Raw genomic sequence first — 21,050 nt, 5'->3', positions numbered from 1 at the left:
AAAGGTAGAAAAGTAATGACTACTATGAAAATAAAAGAATGGTTAATGTTAATGAGAAGTAAACGGACAATAACAACAGGAGTTTTAACACTTTTTATACTGATTTTCAGTTTTTCTTTCACACCGATTGCATATGCTTTTGATTGGTATGAATTTCTTGGACTTAAAGATGTAGATACCGAAAAGGTTGTAGCCTTTTTACAAAATGAATGGATACAATATGCTGACTTTTTAGGGTCTATTTGGCAATCAATTCAAGGAGGGATAATAAAGACACTACTTTATATCGTATCAGCGTTAGAAGGTTTAATACCTGATACTTTCTCCTTTTTTGATATTTTGAAGGATGCCGGATTAAATGACTTTGCTTCATCTATCATAAAGGGTTTATTTTACGCTTTATTCGTATTGGTCATTGTATGGCTAGGGATTAGAACAATCATTCAACATAAACCACCACGTTTTAAATCCGTTGGTGTTAATATCCTTGTAATGATTGGCTTGCTAGGTGGATTAAATGAGTTAATGGCAGATATGCAGAAGATGTCCACAGACTTCTTTTCTGAAACGACAAATACTAGTAAAACAAAAGATGGTTTAGCTTGGGATTTAGTCAAACAGAATACAGCTGATTTAATTTATTTAAGTAAAACAGGATTTGAACCAATACAAAGTAAAAAAGAGAATGAACCAGCAATTTCGTCTACAGACAGTAAACCGAAAAACGGAATGAGTAAGGATATTTTCTTGAAAGCACAACTAGGTGATGTAGTAACACCTAAAGTTATAGAAATGTTGACATCGCAAAAAGATATACCTAAAGAAACCGAATATTTGGTTTATAAAATTACGAACGATGGAGACAAAGAAACGGTAGAAAAAATAAATGATAGTGTGTTTAATCCATTTAAAGATAAGTTCCCAGGGGGCTATGTTCGATACCCAATGAACTTCGGTACTATATTTTGGGGGTTATTAGCTCTAGGAGTTGCCTATTTATTTACTGTTTTTGTATTTGTTATGACGATCTTTGAAATTGCTATGAAGAAAGTAATTGCCCCGATTGTATTTGTTACGGATATTGAGACAGGCGAAAAAACAAAAATGGTCATGCAAGATATCTTTAAAGGATTCTTGGTATTTGCTTTTACGGGTTTAAATTTACGAGTCTACACGATTATCGTTAATTATTTAGCAGAAAAAGACATCAATTCATTTTTATATATCGTAGCAATGGTTTGTTTAACAGTAGCATTAATTAATGGTTCAGAATCTATCTTAAAATATTTTGGTGTTGATGTTGGATTAAAAGAAGGAAAGAATCACTTAATGGGAATGGTTGGCGGAGCTATGGCAGCGAAAGGAGCTATAAAGGGCGCTGGTCGTATGTTTAGCGGTGCGAAGAACTTAATGAGTGGTGGAAGTGGACAAACACGTGAAGACACGCCTAAACGCTCTGAAATGGATTCGAATCATGAGGGCGCTGAATCACAAGGCGAACAAAAGAATACCGCTAAAGGCGGCGGTATGCAGGCGAAGAAATTTGCTAGAAATACGGGTGCTGCCATGAGTTACGCTGCAAATCGTGGAGTCGGTGGCATGATGAACGATGCAGGAAACAAGGTGGCTGAGACTGTTGGTGGTGCTGTTGATAAAGGGAAGGAAAAAGTATCAGGCGCTGCAAAAGGCGTATCGGAAGGTGTGAAAGGTACTGTAAGTGAATTTAAAAGTGGTCAAGCGCAAGGTAAAGAAAAGGCACAAGAAAACGCTGATCGTCAGACACTTAATACAATAGGTAAAGGCATTCAAAATAATGCAAATGCAGGTATAGAGCCATCTGCTAGCCCTAAGATGGCTAATCGTTCGAATGTAGCTTCTATTTCAAATGAAGGGCAGCAAGGCAATGTGAAAAACGAAAGACAAACAGCAGAAAGAGAAATCGAATTACAAAACAAACTAAGAAATACCGGAAGTGCTGAAGGGCAGCAAGGCAATGTGAAAAGCGAAAGACAAACAGCAGAGCGAGAAATCGAATTACAAAACAAATTAAGAAATACCGGAAGTGCTGAAGCATCGCAAGGCAATGTGAAAAGCGAAAGACAAACAGCAGAGCGAGAAATCGAATTACAAAACAAACTAAGAAATACCGGAAGTACTGAAGCGCAGCAAGGCAATGTAAAAGGCGAAAGACAAACAGCGGAAAGAGAAATTGAAATACAAAATAAATTAAGAAATACGGGAGGTACTGAAGCATCGCAAGGAAATATGAAATCAGAGTCACAAACAGTACAGCGTGAAGTGAACGTTCAAGATACATTAAGAAGTACAGGTGGGACAGGAACAATCAATAGTGATGCAAAAGCAGGTGCAGCAACAATACAACGTGATGTGAATGTACAAAATAATGTAAGAGGAAGCGAAGCAGTAGAAAGTAATGTAAGAGCAGGTTCAACAACAGTACAGCGTGATGTAAACGTACAAAACAATGTAAGAGGAAGCGAAGCAGTAGAAAGTAATGTAAGAGCAGGTTCAACAACAGTGCAGCGTGATGTAAATGTACAAAACAATGTAAGGGGAAGCGAAGCAGTAGAAAGTAATGTAAGAGCAGGTGCAGCAACAATACAACGTGATGTGAATGTACAAAATAATGTAAGAGGAAGCGAAGCAGTAGAAAGTAATGTAAGAGCAGGTTCAACAACAGTACAGCGTGATGTAAACGTACAAAACAATGTAAGAGGAAGCGAAGCAGTAGAAAGTAATGTAAGAGCAGGTTCAACAACAGTGCAGCGTGATGTAAATGTACAAAACAATGTAAGGGGAAGCGAAGCAGTAGAAAGTAATGTAAGAGCAGGTTCAACAACAGTACAAAGGGATGTAAACGTACAAAACAATGTAAGAGGAAGCGAAGCGGTAGAACATACCGTAAGAGCAGGTTCAACAACAGTACAACGAGATGTAAACGTACAAAACAATGTAAGAGGAAGTGAAGCGGTAGAACATACCGTAAGAGCAGGTTCAACAACAGTACAACGAGATGTGAATGTGCAGAACAATGTAAGAGGAAGTGAAGCAGTAAATCATACTGTCAGAGCAGGCTCAACAACAGTACAAAGGGATCTAAATGTACAAGATAATGTAGTTGAAAGAACAAAATCAGGATTAAGACAAAGAGGAAGTAAACAAAATCGAACAGATCAATTACGTAGGAGATAAAATTAGGAGGGGTAAGCATGAAAGTAATTGATATTGCGAATCGAAGAAGAATTTACTTTGAAATGAAGCAACAAGAATTACAGGCTAGCATCTTAATGACGGTAGCGGGGTTTATTGTTGCCGTTGCCATACTGGTTTTTCAAATAAGTTTTGAATTAGGTCACTTATATCATTACATTGTTACTTTTTCCTTTCTAACTTATCTTTCTCTTCATCTGTACTCGAACAACAAGTTAGCAAGAAAAATAGAGAAGAAACAGCAGGGATATTAAAATGAATAACTGGATATTTGCTATCTTGATGTTAGGAGTTGCGATTATGTTAAGCATGATTGCAACTTTTTTTAAACAGATTTTTAGACTGCTAAAAAGAAGAAAGAAAAAAGAGCCTGTTTGGATAACGGTAACAAACGCTGAATATCTAGACAGAGGTTTTGAGAAGGTTGATGGTCAAAAAGCTAAGAAGGAACATGTCTAAACTAGATATGTAGCTAATTTATAAAAGTATAAAAGTATAAAAGTATGAAAGTATAAAAGTATAAAAGTATAAAAGTATATTTTTATAAAAATATAAAAGTATAAAACGGTATTTATGTGAGGGGGGATTAAATATGGAAATGAAGCGTAATCCTAAAAATACAAAACAAGAAATTAAGTTAGCCTTCTTCTATATTATAGATGGAGCAATCATAGCTTTAATGCTAGTTCTAGCAAGTTATATGCCGAAGGTAGTTCCAGTTGGTGGGTTTGGAAGGATTATGTTTTATGTGCTGTTTGGGGCGTTTGGATTGTTCCTATGTATTAAACCTCATAACAGCCCTACAAACAGAAATATATTTGTAATTTTGGATATGTTGAAGATGGACAATAAAAATTATCATCCAATAGAAGTAAATACCATCAGCAGCGAAACCAAAAAGAAATAGGAATGAAAGGAGAGTGCAGATATAGCGCTCTCTTTTTTATATCTCATGAAAGGAAAGATGAAGATGAAAATTGCGACAGCCGAACCTAAAAAGGTAAACCGAAAGAGACAAATTGAGTCAGAGAAAAGTAATGGGAAACAAAGTTTTATTTCAACAATCTTTGCTTCTTTTAAAAATACGGATGCATCAATTGTTGATATTGCTCCGTATAAACGTCTGGAACAAAAAACAGGAATCTTAGTAGATCATAGGGATAATTTGCAGGTTTATTTAAAGGTGAAGACAACAGATTTACTTTCTATGAACCAAGAGGACTTAAAGCGATTTATGAATCAGTTAACGAGTTTATGTCGTGTATATCATGAGCCATTCAAGATTTTGTCTCTTACGTACTCTACAGAAACAACAGAACAACAGGTGTACTGGAAGCGCATGGCGCTACGATTTCAAGGCAGAATGAGTCAAGAAGTGTCTGAAAAGAAGGAAGAACACTTATGGTATCAACGCTATAGTTTAGCGATTGAAAATTTAAATCGGGTGCTTTGGGTGGAAAAGAATTTAAAGGAATTGGCGTTCTTTATTGTCGTGTATGGAAAAAACGAAACAGAGCTAATAAAAAATGTTAAGGATATGAAGCGCTATGGTGGACGTCAATTTAACTTGCAGAATATGAAAGCAAAAGAAGTTGAGAAGTTAATCTTTAAGTTGCAAAACATGAATTCAGAAATGTAAAAGGAGGAAACGAACAATGGTGAAGTTAGGAAAAAAAGAACAACAAAAATATCGTACTGAAGGATATGATTTAGATTTTATTTCGAGGGTGCAGCCGCAAGGTGGCATTAAATTTAATGAACGCTATATTGCTAAGGGAGACTGCTATGTCGCATGTTTACATGTGTACTCTTTAGCTGAAGATATTCCTCCGCTATGGCTAACAGCACTCATGAACAATAAAGATACGATTTCAAGTGTAGATGTAGCGACTGCAAATAAAGAAGAAGTAGTAAAAGATATTAACCGCTCCATTACGGAATTAAAAGACCGTATGACATCAGAGCGCCGCTCTACGGATCGTGACGATGCCCATTGGGAATTGCAAAATTTAACTGACTTCGCTCGTTCGATTACGCAGCAAGGCGAAATTGTAAAACTCGTGAAGATAAGAATATATATCTATGATCCAGTATTAGAGCAATTAGAGAAACGAATCGGAGATATTAAGAAAGAAATTGCAGGGCAGAATTATAAGGCGCAAGTATATGTCTTTAAACAAAAAGAAGAGTGGCAAACATTGTTTGCAAGCTATGACGATCAAATAGAATACTTGGGAGTGAAAAGTGGTTATCCATTACCTTCAAAAAATATTGGTTTTGGTATTCCGTTTCATCATCAAGATTTAAAAGATCCAAGAGGGATTTACTTAGGACAAACCTCAACAGGTGGAGCGTTTATTTTAGACCCGTTCTTCTCTACAGGTACTCGAACATCATTTAGTGGTTTTATTTTTGGTAAGATGGGCGCTGGTAAATCAACGCTACTTAAACAGCTCGAAGAGGGATTAGTCGCAAAGGATTGTTTCATACGTGGCTTTGATAAAGCAAGAGATTATTACACAGTTGTACAGCAGCAAGGCGGTAAAATTATAGATTTAAGTGGGGTTCAAGATTCGGAAGAAGTAGAAACAGGAATGATTAATCCTTTAGAAGTATTCGCAACGAAAATCACCAATACAGGTGCAGTAGATGAAAAGGGTTCGTTTATTCAACACATTTCAAAAGTCACAAATATGATTCGATTCTTGAATACAGAGTTTGATGATACGGTGATACAAGAGTTTCGTAAACACCTATATGCTTTCTATATTGAGTGGGGGCTTGTACCTCAAAAGGGAAGTGATCGCCCGTATAAAGTAACGGGATTCCCTCCTAATCACTATCCAATTCTAGAAGATTTCTATAAATATCTTAGTAATTTAAAACTAGAAGCAGGGGCAACGCCACAACGTCACCGTGATTTAGAAGCAATAAAATTGCAGGTAGAGGACATGATTACGGTGTACGGTGACATGTTTAACGGTCATACAACACTTAAAAACTTTGAAAATGAACAGATTGTTTTCTTTGATATTGATGGCATTTCCAAATATGATAAATCAGTTTTTAACTGTCAGTTGTTTACCGCCTTAACTTTGATTTGGAGTCATGCTTTAAAAAATGGTCGTCAAATGAAGTACTTACGGGAAGAGAAAAACTTATCAATAGAAGACGTTAAGTATTTCATGGTTTTCCTTGATGAGTGTCATAACGTTATCAATTCACAAAATGAATTTGCCAACCGTTATGTCCTAGAGTTCGAACGTGAGATGCGAAAGTTCTTTGCGGGTATATTTTTTGCGACACAATCACCACAAGAAATGTTACCGCCGCCGGGAAGTACAGTCGATGTATCTACGATGAAAGCGATCTTTGAATTAACTCAATATAAAATATTCTTAAACATGGATAACTCCGTTTTAGAGACTTTGAAAAGCGTTTTAGGTGATAGCTTAACAGAATCTGAGTTTCGTATTTTACCTGAGTTAAAACGTGGGGAAGCAATTGTACAAGTAAGTTCTACTGAAACATATAACGTCATGTTTGATCCTGACGAGAAACAATTGGAACGCTTTAAAGGTGGTCAGTAAAATGGCAGCTACACAAGAAACAGCAGTAGATAAGTATAAGAAAGTAAAAAGAATAAAATGGATTGTTCGCTTGTTAGGTGGTTCTACAGGAGTGATAATTGCGGCAACCATTACCCTTCTCTTAATTGTTAGCATGGCTATTTTGGGCGGACAAAGTTCTACGGGTACACCGAATGGCGGTATAAGTGGGACTGCAACAGTGAAGAATTTACCGCCTGAAGTCATGAGGTGGCAAGCGATGGTGGAACAGGAATGTGCAGCGCAAGGTGTACCAGAACTTGTTCCCTATGTGCTAGCAATCATTATGGTAGAGAGTAATGGTATTTCTGAAAAGCTACCTGATATTATGCAATCTTCCGAATCACAAGGTTGGGCGATGAATACAATTTCTAACCCGAAAGATTCTATTTATTATGGTGTGATGCATTTAAAGGGAGCGTTTGATGATGCAAAAATGCTAGGAATTAATGACCTGTTAGCTATTGTACAAACATATAACTTTGGTCGTAATTATGTACATTGGTTGGCAGCAAATAATAAAACTCATTCTATACAAACTGCGGATTATTACTCTTTAACGGTTGTTGCACCTGCTGGTGGTAATAAAAACGGAACAACAATTGGATACAGTCAAGCTGTAGCAATTGCTTACAATGGTGGTTATCGCTATATCAATGGCGGTAACTTTTTTTATGCAGAAATGGTGAAGCAGTATTTAAGTTTTGAGGGGACAGGTGGAACTTCAGGGCAAATTCCGGGCGGTTCAGAAACATTTAAGGTCATGATGGATGAAGTTTTGAAGTACAACGGTAATCCTTATGTGTGGGGTGGAAAGAGTTCTTCGCAAGGATTTGATTGCAGCGGTTTAACTTATTGGGCGTATAAAACGGCAGGTATTACGATTCCAATATCGGCAGCAACGCAATACGACTTTACTGTAGAAGTCGATCCGAAGGATGCACAACCAGGCGATTTAGTTTTCTTTAGAGGGACATATGGCGGACCGAATCATGTCAGTCACGTAGGTATCTATATAGATGCAAATACAATGTATGATTCAAACGGAAGCGGAGTTGGCTACCATCAATTTACCTCATCATACTGGCAGCAACACTATGCAGGGATTCGAAGAGTGCCAAGATAATAAAGAAATGGAGTGTAAAATAAATGAATAATGTATCAAAGATTTTAAGTGGAGCATTGATTTTATCGCTGGCGTTTAATGGGATATGGGCATATAACACAACGAAAGAGTTCGATAAGAAAGATAAAAAATATCGTGTGACTGTAGCAGAAAAAGAAAAACAAATTGGAGATTTACAAGTGAAGTTAGAGCAGAAAGAAAAAAAGATAGCTGAGGGTGCAGCGGGCGAAAATAAAAAAGAAGGTAATTCAATATTAGATTTACAGAATAAATATAGAGAAGTGGCGAACCAATTTGTACATGCTTATTTAGATTATTCGGTACAAAACAAAGGTGAAAGACGAAATAACTTGTTAAAAATAACGGACAAAAAGGTAGTAGATGTAGTAGCGCCTAATACAGACGATTTAGGTGATCCAAACTTTAAGTCACACGTAAATAAGGCAGCAATCTATATTGATGCAACTGGCGATGTTTCTAAAAAATGTACAGCTTTACTTGATATAGAGTACACAATTGAAGGATTAGAAAATAAACAAACAACAATCAACAGTATTGTAAAAATAACATTAGAAAAGCAAGGAGAAGAAATGAAAGTTGTAGAGTATAATCCGTATCCAGTGAAACGATGAATAGAAAATAAAGTAATAGTAAAGTCCCTTGCTAAAAAGTGAGGGGCTTTTTGTTTAACAATTAAATCTAAAAGAAAGGAGTTACGTCATGCTTTTGAGTGAACTAAAACCCAATCATGATTATGCAAAAGAAGGGAAGTATTTGATTTTAAGTCTTAGGAAAAAGAAGGGGGTTCGAAAAGATAAGTTCATCGAAATTCCGATTACTTGGTTTGATTATAATTTTGGAGAAAAAGTGGAATGGCTCATTGTACGAGAATATCAGCCTAGTGTTAATGGAAAAGAAAAGTATACAAACTGTAAACTAGAAAACATTCACGCACAAGTGAGTGTAGTGAATATGAAAGGAGCAACAACAAAATGAATTTTAAATTTGGGATGAATAAGCAAGGAAGAAAGCCAGCAAATACAAAAAGAAAAGCGTATTTATTTACCTTAGGAAGTTTCGTCACAATATTTTTTGTACTTTGTATTTCCCCTGTTTTTAGTGGAGCGACATACAAATTTGAAGAAATGAAAATAGGTGAGTATCAAAGTTTGTCCTCCACGGTGAAGATTGCAGTTGCGAAAAAAGAATACAATCCCGACAATCAAACGCTCCGAATTGATTATGAGTTAAAGGCAGATAATGACTCGCAAATTCTAAGTAACATGACATACAAAGTAGAAAATAAGTACATTAAACAAAAAGATAACGACGTAAAAACGAAAGTTTATCGAGCAAGTGATAATTACATTGTGGTGATTAGTGAAAATGTTCCTGAAGAATTTGGTGTTATATCTTCAGTTGTAAAGCCCGAATATATTCACCCTGAGTTACAAAACGATGTTGATGATCTAAAGGAACGAAGCATGAAAATGAACGTTTTAGAAAATGAAAAAATGATTAACAAAGAGCTGAAAAAGGAATCGAAAGATTTCTATGAAAGAGAGTATCTTGCATTTTCGCAACAGGCATTGAAAAAAGAAATAAAAGAAATAGAGAAGAAAATGGAGGATAAAGCTTCAGCTATGAAGCAATTGAAAATAAAAAATGAACAATTAACAAAGGAAATGGAGTACCAAACAGAGGGCGAAAAAGTGAAAACAAAAAATACAATCAATTCAAATGAGTCTACTAGTAACAATCATCAAAAGGAAATTGATGTGTTAAAAGAAGACATCAAAATGAAAGAAAAGAAGATTCAATTGTTGAGTGAAAAGAAAAAAACGATATAAAAAGGTGCATTTTAGACGCATACAAAGCGCATACAGGCACATACAAAACGCATACGAAGTGCTAAAAAACGCATACAAAACACATACAAATAGCTTTAAGAAGATATCAATGAAAAATGTATAGAAACCTGATAGGCACAGCCTATCTAAGCACTTTGTTTACAAAGTGATATCAGGTTTCCTTATGCTCTTTTAATCACTGTCTTTAGTTCTTAACTAGAAAGGAGGAAATACGACTATTCTAGTTAAGCATTTATCAGAAAGGAAGTAATAACATGGACATCTTGTTAAGAGGTATTGATCCTAAATATATAAAAGATATTGATAAGAGATGTGAATTATTAAGTGTGAAATTAAAGCGGAAGTATACTCGTGCAGAATACTTGAGAAGTCTCATTCAAAACGATGTAGAACATTCTTTGCTTCAGTTTAAACAAGATAAATTTGATGAAGCAGTTGGCAATGTTACCGTTTCTTTAGAAAGACAAGAGAACAAGTTACAAGAGTATATAGATGCTACACATGAACTTGTGTCTGCACTGATAAATTTAAAAGAAGAGTAGAGGTGTTATAAATGACTTATGTAAAGTTATTTCAATTTAGAGGGAATCAAATACATGTTAATATCGTACAAGATTTTCAAAGGAAGTATCCTGAGTATCCGAGAGAAGCGGACGTGTTGCGACATGCCATTGTACTATTAGATGAAAAAATGAGAGAAGGAAAAGGGCAGGATGATGTATCGCTTTTGAAAAAAGAAGTGAAAGATTTAAAGCAATCCGTTAATACAATGAAACAACAAATGGACGTATTAATTAAGTTAAACATGGAACTTATCGCACAATCAGGAAGCAATTTAAGTTTAGAAAAATTGGAGCAGGAAGTTAAAAATAAAATTGCTTCTTCTGTTACAAAGAAATCGGAAGGGAAGTTTTCTCGAACTGTTAAACGTGAACCAATAGTAGAAAACGTGCAAGAGCATCAGCGCATACAGAGTCAGGTTGAAACACCATCATTTGTGAGAAAAACATTACCGATGATTACGGATGATGTGAAAATTGTTATGAAGGAAGGGAAACCATGTAAGGTCATTTCTAAAATAGGACGTGAAATCTATCAAGAAATAGAGTGGGAACAAATTCCCGAACATAGACGGAAAGAATTAGAATAACTGGAAGGAGAATAAGGTATGGGGAAATCACCAAGTATCATATTAACATCTCAATATACCATTCCAAACAAAAAGAGTTTTACAACGTATGTAGATTATTGCATGAGACAAAAAGCACTTTTAAAAGAGGGACATACCTTAACAAATACAGAATTAACCGAACTGAGTCGATTGCAAAACGCAATTGACTCTTTTGATATGGAGAGGGGAAGTCCTCATTCGAATCAAAAGAAAGTGAGTGTATCTGAAAAAGAAGCGGAAGCAAAAGTACTTTTAACTTCTCCAAACAGTTTTAATACCACGGCTGATTTTGAAAAGTATGTTAGCTATATGGGAAGGAAATATGCGTTAGAAAGCAAAAAGAAAATGACAAAGATGGAAGAAGAAGAGGTGTCATTGCTCAATAAACATATAGAAGAGTTGTCTCCTGAAGAAATCGAAGAGAGAAAGAAGGGAGGGATAGAAGCAGAAGAAATTTTGTCGGGTGTTTTCTCGAAAGAAAAAAATGTCATTACCTCCACTGATTTAGATGAAATAAAAGAGCTGGTAGGAAAAGCGCAAAATAAAGGTTCGGTTTATTATCAAGATGTTATTTCATTCGATACAGATTTTCTAATCGAACAAAAATTATATGATCCTGTAACGGACGTGTTAGATGAAAATCGGATACGAAATGCAAGTCATAAGATGATGGAACAACTATTCAAAGATGAACAAATTGAAGAGAATAATGGCTTTTGGTTTGCATCTATTCATCGGAATACAGAACATATTCACATTCATTTTGGAACAGTAGAAAAAGAAAATAGAAGAAAATTGGTTGAAGTGAAAGTGGATGGAGAAGTTTTTTATGAGCCAAAAGGGAAACGAAAACAAAGTACATTAGATCATATGAAAACAACTTTTGCGAACTCTCTCGTAGATCGTACAAGCGAGTTGAGTCGAATATCAAATCTAAGAAATGACTTAGTGCAAGAAGTTAAAAAGGAGTATTTACAATCAAATGATAAGCAACCAAGTAGAGAGGTTGTGTTATTACAAGAGATATACAAAGGACTACCTAGTAACAAAAAATATTGGACATATGGCAGCAAAAGAATGCCGAATGAAACAAGAAATAAGATTGATGAACTGACAGGATTGTTAATGAAAGATAATCCGATTTTTAAGGAATATAAGGAAGCTGTAGAAAAAGAATCTAGTTTTCAGAAGGGTTTATATGGAGAATCAGAACGGGAAGAAAAGGATTACGCAAAGAATCAAATGAAAGATATGCAGAAGCGTATGGGGAATTCCTTACTAAAAGAATTGAAGAAAAAGAAACCTTATGAGGATAATCCATTGTATCAATTTCAGCAAAAAAATGAACAAATTAGAAAGAAATATGAAAGGGGGCGGTCGGAAAAAAGAAGAGAATACTCTACATATTCTCCATACAAACCGCCATTAATTCGAAAGAAGGATGTGCGAAATATTGAAGCAGCGTTGAACGATGACTTAACGAAATGGCGAGCAGAACAAGAGTATGAACGAGTACAAGAACGAATTGCAAGACAACAAGAAATGGATTATTAATCTAAAGAAAACCAATAGAACTTATTTTATAGGAGGATTTAAAGTGGAGAAAAAAGTGTATTATTCCATCGTATCAAGTACAAGATTTAGCCGTAACGAACAAAATAGAACCATTATAGAAGAGAATATAAAGAAAGGAGAAAATCATTTTTTAATTAGAAATGATGATTATGGTGAGTGCTTTGAGGTGGATTTTGAGAAGAATATGACTGAAGAAGAAAATGAAAACTGGATACTGGAAACGGTTATTGATTTTGCTAAAAAATATAGAATTACAGAATTTGAACTGTGGAAAAAACAAGAGGGTGATCCTACATATGATAAAGGATTTGGAATTGTGATAGAAGGTTCGATGGAGAATCCAATTCTAAAATTTAAAGAAGTTTATTCGGGTTCATTAGATGATTGGAATATAACTTGGGGCAAAGGGAAACAAACTTACGAAAAAATATACTTCAAATTAGCCCTGTAATAACAGAATAAGATTAATTTTTTATCTAATAAAACGGAAAAAACTGAAGATGAAGCCGCTATAAAGCAGCAATAAGCAAGAAAAATGGCACGTATGGCATACATGAAACGAGTGGAGAGATAAGAGGACACCTTAATAGGTGTTCTTTTTTATTTTGAATTTTAATTAATAAGGAGAGATAAATAATGATGGATAACCACGAAGTAGTAACAGCTATTCAACAAAAAACAGTTCTAGAAATTGAAGAGAAATTAGGTGTTGATTTAGATAAACACTGGGAGAATTACGAAATTCAACTGTCTGAAGACAATCGAGTAATCGAAGGAATTCATCCCGATATGCGTTTGAGTTTAGGGGAATTATTATCTGTTGTAAATAGATGCGGAATGGAAAAAGAAATGGAGAATTTCAATCGAATTGTAGATTACCTTGAACCGTATTATGAAGCTGAACTTATTCAAGAAGAACTTTATGAGATGCCGATTGCAAAAGTAACAACAGATAGACAACAAAATGTGAAAGTGGAGTGCCTATCTGAATATGTATCAAACAGTGGTCTTGCGTTTGATTTTAATGATTCTATATTCAATGCTGTTAATCATATTAGTCATTCAATTACTAAATCACATCATGAAATCATGAATGGTGATGTGGAGTATCAAGGTCTTTATCCAGTAAAGGAGGATATGGTTATTTATTGCGAATCAACAGGGAAACCATTGGAACAGGATGAAGCGGCTTATCACTTTGAAGGATATGGCTATGTGGTGGCAGAAGAGGTGAGTCCTGAAGAGTTAGAGGGCAAGGATGCTTATTATACAACAATTGGTTACGAAGATGTTGAAGAAAAGCGAATTGCTCCTATTCGATATATTGAGGAAAAGAAGATTGAAGATGGAGAGATTCGTTTCAATCCAGTAGAAGAGATTGTAAATGACCATAAAACTGAAGCTGAAGAAGTCTTTCAAATGGAATCCGCTAAAACAGTTAGTTCGGTGATGAAAGGGCATGGCGCTATAGTGGTACAAGAATCAAAAACTACCCCTGAAGTTGCACAGCGATATGTTGGGAAGGATACAGTCCATGAGGAAGAACAACAGCAAATCTTGCAAACAAAAGAACAGGTAAGAAGACATTATATGATGAAACACATGCTTGGTCGTGATTATTAATATAAGAAAGTGGGATAACAAATGAAGTATAAAACGCATCTTACAACAAGCCTAGCGGTCGCCCTGCCTGTCTTGGCATCAACGGGTAACCTTACGGTTGGGAATGTGATAGCGGTTAGTTTTGGGGCTTTGTTGCCTGATATAGATGAACAACATTCATGGATTGGTAGGAGAACCCGTGGAGTATCAGACTTAATGAATACGGTCTTTGGTCATAGGGGAATCACTCATTCACTATTTGGTTTAGTGCTTGTGTTGATTCCTATTTTATTTGCGGTTGGAATGACGCCACTGACCTTTACGAATGGCATGTGCATCCTTGCAGGATACTTTCTACATCTAGTGGAAGACAGTTTCTCTAAAAAAGGGATTAAGTGGCTGCTGCCATTATCCAATAGAAATTTTCAAAGTGGATTCCATATTTTTTACTACAGCTATAACGGTATAGCGGAAAAAATGATTCTAATGATTAGTACGATCGTAGTCATTTATGAACTGTATTCGTATGGAATGGCAAGTATTCAACTTGGATCTTCAGGTATTTTAGAATCCTTTAAAGCGTTATTTAGTTAAGACAGAACAAATACAAATATAAATAAATCGAAAAAGACCATGTGAAAAAATGCATGGTCTTTTTTTATGGAGGAATTTTCATGGAACAACAAAAGAAGAATACCAAAAGATATACGGAAGAAGAAATTGAAAAGGCAGCATCTCTTGATATTGTGGATTATTGTATGCAAAATGATATACCTGTAAAGCCTGACAGTGAACGTTATTATCGTTTAACAGAACACGACAGTCTCATTATTGATAGAAAGAAAAATCAATTCTACTGGAACAGTAGAGGGGTTAACGGGAATATTATTAAGTTCGTGCAGGAGGTAGAAGATGCTTCGTTCCCTGGGGCGTTGCAGCGATTACTGGACGGAGAACAGGACTATGAAAAAGCTTCAGAGGTTACATTTGTGAGTGAACCTTATGATTGTGACCATTTTGCAAAAAAAGAAGTACCTCAATTCGATAGAGCAAGGGAATATCTGACTGAGGAAAGAAAGATTGATCCGCAAGTTGTAGATGCATTGCATAAAAAAGGACTGATTAAACAAGATAAGTACAACAATGTATTGTTCCTTTGGAAAGACCGTGAAACGGGAGCGGTAATGGGTGGATCGGAGCAAGGAGTTGTAAAATCGGATAAATACAAACGTGGGGCGTGGAAAAGTATACAAAAAAACTCTACGGCTAACTATGGTTTTAATGTATTAAATGGTGAACCACGAAATCTTAAGTTCTTCGAATCATCAATTGATTTGTTGAGTTATGCATCGCTACATAAACATGACCTTAAAGATACGCATTTGGTTAGTATGGAAGGACTGAAACCGCAGGTTGTATTTAATTATTATATGAAGAGTCAAGAGAGAATTGGTGATGTTCCTGACAGTCTTTCTTTATGTGTAGACAATGACAAAGCAGGTAAAGCGTTTGCGGAACGATTGATACATTTTCGATATGAAAAGAATGATGGAAGCATAGTTGCATTTAAGCCCGAGTATCCGCAAGCACCATCTGAAGAACAAAAATGGGATTGGAATGATGAGTGTAAACGTGTAGCTAAACAACATGAGCAAGGAAAAGAGACAGAGAAAACTGGATTTCAACAAGAGAACGCTATAGATAATAATCCAAGTGATCGAGATAAATACAGAAGATTAGCTTATATGCAGCAGATGGGCAGAGAAAGATGAGTTTTGATTTAAAAAATCAAAACGGTTGATTTCTTTGAGGGATATGCATATAATAAATGTATACAATAAGGGTAGCCTTACTTTAGTAGGCGCTAAAAAATTGGTGTTATCTCTACCATAGTGAGTGTAAAAGTAAGTTTATATATTTTTAGCTAAGGCTGAAATTTGGAGAGCCCATACCGTAAGTTGGGACCGATAAATTTGGAGAGTCCATGCCGTAAGTTGGAACCGATAAATTTGGAGAACCCATGCCGTAAGTTGGGACGATAAGTAAAAAAGAACCTATTTGTAATAGGTTCTTTTTTACTTTGTAAGTTAAGGGGAATATTTATGAAGATATATATATTGAAAGATAAATACATTAACCATTTGCAAAAAAATGAACCGAATAATAAAGTTATGTTTAATAAACCAGAAAAACATCCTAGACCATATGTAGGCGTTGTATTAAATATGAATGAATATAATTACTTTGTTCCAATGAGTTCAGCAAAAGAGGATAGAGGGAGAAATTTAAACAGCCGTGTAAATACAGCAATTAAAGATGGGGATGTTATATTGGCAAATTTAAAGTTTAATAACATGATACCAGTCCCGAAAAGTCAATTGAGTGAACTAGATATTAAAGAAATATTGATTAAAGAACCACAGTATGGTCGGCTTTTAGAAAAGGAAAGACAATTTATAAAAAAGAATGTGGATAATGTACACAAAAAAGCACATTCAGTTTATACAAAGGTAGTTGATAAAAAGCTACCATTTTTCAAAAATCTCTGTATTGACTTTAAAGAAATGGAAAAAAGTCATGACAGTTTTGTTGAGCGAGAAATGCATCGGAAAAGACAAGCTATATTAAAGATGCGACAACAAGAAAGATAATTAAATAGTAGAAATAAAAAGAGCGACATAGCGATATGTTGCTCTTTTTGTTTTTTACAAAAAAATACAAATGAGAGGAAGTAATACATATGACTACATTAATTATTGCGGAGAAACCATCACAAGCAAAAGCATACACAGAAGCATTCCCGAAAGCAGAGAAGAAGGATGGATACTTTTCTATTGCGCCTTGTTCCTTAATGCCGAATGGAGCTAATATCACATGGGGATACGGACATTTAGTTGAGCTGAAAGCACCGCAAGATTATAAAGCAGAGTGGGAAAAATGGGATGTGTCACAATTGCCAATCTTACCGGAGCGCTACGGATATAAAGTGTCAGCGGATAAAAGAAGGCAGTTCAACGTTGTAAAAAAATTAATGAAGGAAGCAGATTGTATTACAATCGCAACAGATATTGATAGAGAGGGAGAAGCAATCGCACGTTTAATCATTCAGGAAGCGGGCTGTTCTTCTAAAAAAATGAAGCGCCTTTGGATTAACAGCTTAGAAGTGGATGAGATTAAAAAAGGATTCCAGAACCTGAAGGAAGGTACGGAGTTTGAAAGTATGTTTGCTGAAGCACAGGCTCGTCAAATTAGTGATTGGGCTATCGGTATGAACGCAAGTCGATTATATACGCTGTTATTACGTCAAAAAGGCGTACAAGGCGTTTATAGTGTAGGTCGTGTTCAGACACCTGTTTTATGTCTCATTAATCAACGGCAGCAGGACATCAAACACTTTAAACCGTCCCCTTTCTTTGAACTAGAAGGGCAATTTAAAGGGATGAATAGAACATATAAAGGAAGGTACAAAGAGCGATTCCAAACAAAAAATGAAGTGGAATTGCTACTAAAGAAACACCAGCTGTCTGAAGGCGGGAATCAGCAAGGCGCAGTAAAATCCGTGGAAGTAAAACCGAAGAAACAAGAAGCGCCAAAGTTGTTCTCTCTTTCTTCCTTACAGGCTTTAGCAAATAAAAAGTACAAGTATTCACCTGCTGATACGTTGAAAATCGTTCAAGAGCTATACGAAGCAAAACTTGTGACCTATCCACGAACAGACTGTAATTTCATTACAGAAAATGAATTCGCTTATTTGGTACGAAACTTAGAGGGATATCAATCTATTATAGGAGTATCCTTCCAACCAAAATCATTAGAGCCGAATAAACGCTATGTTGATAATCAAAAAGTACAGGAGCACTATGCCGTTATAGCGACTAAAAATGTTCCTTCGAAACAAAAGGTAGATCAATTATCGGACAAGCAGCGCAACTTGTATATGGAAGTGTTAAAAAGTGTGTTAGGTATGTTCCATGCACCTTACGAATATGAAGAAACGATTATTACAACAGATATGAATGGATTAGAGTTTACGACAAAAGGAAAAGCGGAAAAAGCGTTAGGGTGGAAAGAACTTTACAAAGCAGATCAACCAAATGAAGAAGAGAGCGAAGACAGGGAATCCCTTCTTCCAGTTGTACAAAAAGGCGAACTTGTACAAGGGAAGATACAGACAAAAGAAGGCATCACAACACCACCAAAGCCTTATACAGAGGGACAACTCATTACATTAATGAAAACATGCGGTGCTTCAGTAGAAGATGAAGAGAGTAAAAGTATCCTAAAAGAAGTAGAGGGACTTGGTACGGAAGCAACACGAGCTGGCATCATTGAAACGCTCAAAAAACAAGAATATATAGAAGTGAAAAAGAATAAAGTGACAGTTACACCGAAAGGTGAAATTCTTTGCGAAGCCGTGGGCGGCACGTTGTTAGCGAAACCCGAAATGACAGCGCAATGGGAAGGGTATTTGCGTAAAATCGGGAAGAAACAAGGCTCTAAAGAGGTGTTTGTAGCGAAGACAGGGGAATTCACTAAGCAGCTGATCGTAAATGCTACGAAGTCAATTGGTGAGCTTCAGATAGATAGCAAAGTACAAGAAATGAAAACAAAGGATTCCGTAGGGAAATGCCCGAAATGTGGCAAAGACATAGCGAATCGTAAAACGTTTTACGGCTGTACAGGTTATAAGGAAGGTTGCAAGTTCTCGCTTCCAAGCGAATTTTTAACAAAGAAAATAAGCGAAGCAAACGTTAAGAAATTACTAGCAGGTAAGAAAACAGGATTGATTAAAGGGATGAAAGGAAAATCAGGGAAAGAATTTGATGCGTATCTGAAGCTTGATTCTAGCGGAAAGATTACATTTGAATTTACAAGTAAAAATAAGTAGGTTAGGACTAATAAAAAACCTGCAACAGCAGTTGCAGGTTCTCTACGTTTAAAGTGAACGAAGGAAAGTTTCTACTAAAGTAGACGTTCCAATAATTAAAGAAATAATTTTCTCGAAGTCAAATGAGAAATTAATTTCTACATTATCTTCACTTCTTTTGTAAAAAAATTTAAACAATATGATTCACCGTCCAATCTTTAGAAATGGGCGCGCATACATATTGTTCTACTGAATACAAATAATCTTATCGAATTAATTCATGTCAGTCAATAAATAAAGTGAAAATATAGAGTGGAGAGTGTTGATGTTGAGTATAAAAAAGGTTTTAGAAAAGGGGAAATGGGTGTTAATAACGACTGGACTAGCTATTGTGTCCAGTCTCTTTTTTTCCTATATAAGAGGTTATTGTGGAATTGATACAGGCAATGCAGAACAAGTGAATGCAAAAGTAGAGTTGAATATCTTATATTTAATTGTCCCGCTATTAATAGCGCCTGTAATTGAGGAATGTATTTTTAGAAAGTTTCTGCCTTTAGGAATAGGAAGACTATTTGAGCGGATTAATCGTACAACAGCAATTATTATAGCTAATGGTATCTTTGCAACTGTGCATTTTGATTGGTTCTTCTTCCCTTACTTTGTGAATGGATGCTTGTATTCATGGAGTTATGAAAAGACCAGGGATATAAAAGTACCAATAGTAGCACATATATCATTTAATGCATTTGTATTTTTGGCTACAAATCTTTATTGAAAATGTACACATTTACACATGTGTAATTTTTTTTGAAGAACAACAATTGTGTAACACTATATTAGTCTTGATTTGAGATGTTTCGTTATGTATATGAGAACATGGGAAGTGCGACTTACTATCTTATAGGTCTATGCTAACGGAGCTGCAATTTCACTTGCAGGAGAAAAAATAATTTATATTGTTCTATCATCATGGTACCTTGAATGTAATTAAATATATTTTAGAGATTTAAGGTAGTATTATGTCTGGTCTATTTTGCATCTTACTTGGATAAAAGTAAGATGCAAAATAGACACGTGAATTAAAGGTAAGTTTTATATATGGATATTTCTAAATGTTACAAAATAATGGAGGGGAAAATTTGAATATATATATTCAATGCGCGCAGTGCATAAAATCTAATCAGCTGAATTCAAGTAACAATCAAGATTTTCAGTTTTATAAAGTTCCTGTAAACGAAGAAGGTGTTTATAATTTCATTTGTTATAGGGGACATGAGACAACAGCAATAAGTCCTTATGAGAAATATCAAATATTATTTCAAATGGGTGCGAATGCTCTTTTGGAAGGATATTATTTCGAGTCGGTGGGATGTTTTATCGCATCAGTGGAGAGATTTAGAGAATGGACAATTAAATTTATTTGGTACTTAAATGGAATAAATGAAAAGAAATCTGACGACCTATGGAACAAACATTTTAAAAACTCTTCAGAACGACAGTTAGGAGCTTTTTCTGCAATGTTTATTGATCATTTCAAGGAACCACCACTGATTTTTGATGGAAAACAAAGTAGTTTTAGAAACAAGGTTTTACACAAGGGAATAATTCCTACTAGAGATGAAACATATAAATTTGGGGAATATGTTTTTGGATATCTACGCTCAATTCAAAAGACTATATATTTAAAATACGAAAAGGAATCATTTGAATTTAGTTCTAAATTTATGAAGAGATTTAATGTTTTTGAAAAGCCAAAAATAATTAGTGGAGAAACAATGATACAAAATGCAAGTGAGATGATATTAGTAATGAGTTATTCAGTATGTAGAGACACGTGTTTTAAAGATGAACTAGAAATTATTGATAAATATAGAAATGTGTACAAGTTTCAAGAAATGGAATTATTTTAAACCGTAATAGATGTGAATTGCATGACGTAAAACAAAAGCAACATAGCGCTATGTTGCATTTGTTTTACGTCATGCTCGTTATAGCGCTA

General features: G+C 35.2%; 21 protein-coding genes. All 21 read left to right on the top strand.

Going from position 1 to position 21,050, the window contains the following annotated elements:
- Positions 1-15: 15 nt before the first annotated feature.
- The 21 genes from GD442_RS27545 to GD442_RS27445 all read left to right on the top strand — a co-directional run bounded on the left by GD442_RS27545 (position 16) and on the right by GD442_RS27445 (position 20,961).
- On the top strand, positions 16-3,213 hold the full coding sequence (locus GD442_RS27545) for a pLS20_p028 family conjugation system transmembrane protein (protein WP_159365315.1): 3,198 nt from the start codon (positions 16-18) through the stop codon (positions 3,211-3,213).
- Between the two features lie 17 nt (positions 3,214-3,230).
- Complete coding sequence (locus GD442_RS27540; protein WP_159365314.1) at positions 3,231-3,485, top strand: hypothetical protein; 255 nt, start codon at positions 3,231-3,233, stop codon at positions 3,483-3,485.
- A 1-nt stretch (position 3,486) separates the two neighbouring features.
- On the top strand, positions 3,487-3,690 hold the full coding sequence (locus GD442_RS27535; RefSeq protein ID WP_159365313.1) for a hypothetical protein: 204 nt from the start codon (positions 3,487-3,489) through the stop codon (positions 3,688-3,690).
- A 133-nt stretch (positions 3,691-3,823) separates the two neighbouring features.
- Positions 3,824-4,138, top strand: coding sequence for a hypothetical protein (locus GD442_RS27530; protein ID WP_089172344.1), 315 nt, complete (start codon positions 3,824-3,826; stop codon positions 4,136-4,138).
- A 63-nt stretch (positions 4,139-4,201) separates the two neighbouring features.
- Complete coding sequence (locus GD442_RS27525; RefSeq protein ID WP_159365312.1) at positions 4,202-4,870, top strand: hypothetical protein; 669 nt, start codon at positions 4,202-4,204, stop codon at positions 4,868-4,870.
- 16 nt (positions 4,871-4,886) lie between these two features.
- Complete coding sequence (locus tag GD442_RS27520; protein ID WP_159365311.1) at positions 4,887-6,821, top strand: VirB4 family type IV secretion system protein; 1,935 nt, start codon at positions 4,887-4,889, stop codon at positions 6,819-6,821.
- A gap of 1 nt (position 6,822) precedes the next feature.
- On the top strand, positions 6,823-7,965 hold the full coding sequence (locus GD442_RS27515) for a bifunctional lytic transglycosylase/C40 family peptidase (protein WP_048565352.1): 1,143 nt from the start codon (positions 6,823-6,825) through the stop codon (positions 7,963-7,965).
- Positions 7,966-7,988: 23 nt separating this feature from the next.
- A complete protein-coding gene (locus GD442_RS27510; RefSeq protein ID WP_159365310.1) occupies positions 7,989-8,597 on the top strand; it encodes a hypothetical protein in 609 nt (202 codons plus the stop codon).
- Between the two features lie 88 nt (positions 8,598-8,685).
- On the top strand, positions 8,686-8,961 hold the full coding sequence (locus GD442_RS27505; RefSeq protein ID WP_159365309.1) for a DUF5513 family protein: 276 nt from the start codon (positions 8,686-8,688) through the stop codon (positions 8,959-8,961).
- On the top strand, positions 8,958-9,815 hold the full coding sequence (locus GD442_RS27500; protein WP_159365308.1) for a hypothetical protein: 858 nt from the start codon (positions 8,958-8,960) through the stop codon (positions 9,813-9,815). Before GD442_RS27505 ends, GD442_RS27500 begins: the two co-directional genes overlap by 4 nt.
- Positions 9,816-10,090: 275 nt before the next feature.
- Complete coding sequence (locus GD442_RS27495) at positions 10,091-10,378, top strand: hypothetical protein (protein ID WP_159365307.1); 288 nt, start codon at positions 10,091-10,093, stop codon at positions 10,376-10,378.
- 11 nt (positions 10,379-10,389) lie between these two features.
- Complete coding sequence (locus GD442_RS27490; RefSeq protein WP_159365306.1) at positions 10,390-10,986, top strand: hypothetical protein; 597 nt, start codon at positions 10,390-10,392, stop codon at positions 10,984-10,986.
- Between the two features lie 18 nt (positions 10,987-11,004).
- On the top strand, positions 11,005-12,561 hold the full coding sequence (gene mobP2, locus GD442_RS27485; RefSeq protein ID WP_159365305.1) for a MobP2 family relaxase: 1,557 nt from the start codon (positions 11,005-11,007) through the stop codon (positions 12,559-12,561).
- Positions 12,562-12,604: 43 nt separating this feature from the next.
- Positions 12,605-13,033 carry a DUF5514 family protein gene (locus GD442_RS27480; protein WP_159365304.1) on the top strand — a complete coding sequence of 143 codons (429 nt, stop codon included), beginning with the start codon at positions 12,605-12,607 and terminating at the stop codon, positions 13,031-13,033.
- Between the two features lie 185 nt (positions 13,034-13,218).
- Positions 13,219-14,205, top strand: coding sequence for a hypothetical protein (locus GD442_RS27475; protein WP_159365303.1), 987 nt, complete (start codon positions 13,219-13,221; stop codon positions 14,203-14,205).
- 21 nt (positions 14,206-14,226) lie between these two features.
- Entirely contained in the window at positions 14,227-14,778 is a 552-nt protein-coding gene (locus tag GD442_RS27470) for a metal-dependent hydrolase (RefSeq protein ID WP_159365302.1), read from the top strand.
- Between the two features lie 80 nt (positions 14,779-14,858).
- Entirely contained in the window at positions 14,859-15,956 is a 1,098-nt protein-coding gene (locus GD442_RS27465) for a DUF3991 and TOPRIM domain-containing protein (RefSeq protein ID WP_159365301.1), read from the top strand.
- A 330-nt stretch (positions 15,957-16,286) separates the two neighbouring features.
- On the top strand, positions 16,287-16,835 hold the full coding sequence (locus GD442_RS27460) for a type III toxin-antitoxin system ToxN/AbiQ family toxin (protein ID WP_159365300.1): 549 nt from the start codon (positions 16,287-16,289) through the stop codon (positions 16,833-16,835).
- Positions 16,836-16,924: 89 nt separating this feature from the next.
- Positions 16,925-19,072, top strand: a complete 2,148-nt coding sequence (locus tag GD442_RS27455) for a type IA DNA topoisomerase (RefSeq protein WP_159365299.1) — start codon at positions 16,925-16,927, stop codon at positions 19,070-19,072.
- A 307-nt stretch (positions 19,073-19,379) separates the two neighbouring features.
- Positions 19,380-19,826, top strand: coding sequence for a CPBP family intramembrane glutamic endopeptidase (locus GD442_RS27450; RefSeq protein WP_159365298.1), 447 nt, complete (start codon positions 19,380-19,382; stop codon positions 19,824-19,826).
- A gap of 337 nt (positions 19,827-20,163) precedes the next feature.
- Positions 20,164-20,961, top strand: coding sequence for a hypothetical protein (locus tag GD442_RS27445; RefSeq protein WP_159365297.1), 798 nt, complete (start codon positions 20,164-20,166; stop codon positions 20,959-20,961).
- Positions 20,962-21,050: the final 89 nt, after the last annotated feature.

Source organism: Bacillus sp. A260 (assembly GCF_009861435.1).
Classification (GTDB): Bacteria; Bacillota; Bacilli; order Bacillales; family Bacillaceae_G; genus Bacillus_A; species Bacillus_A cereus.
This window is presented reverse-complemented; position numbering and strand designations above follow the sequence as displayed.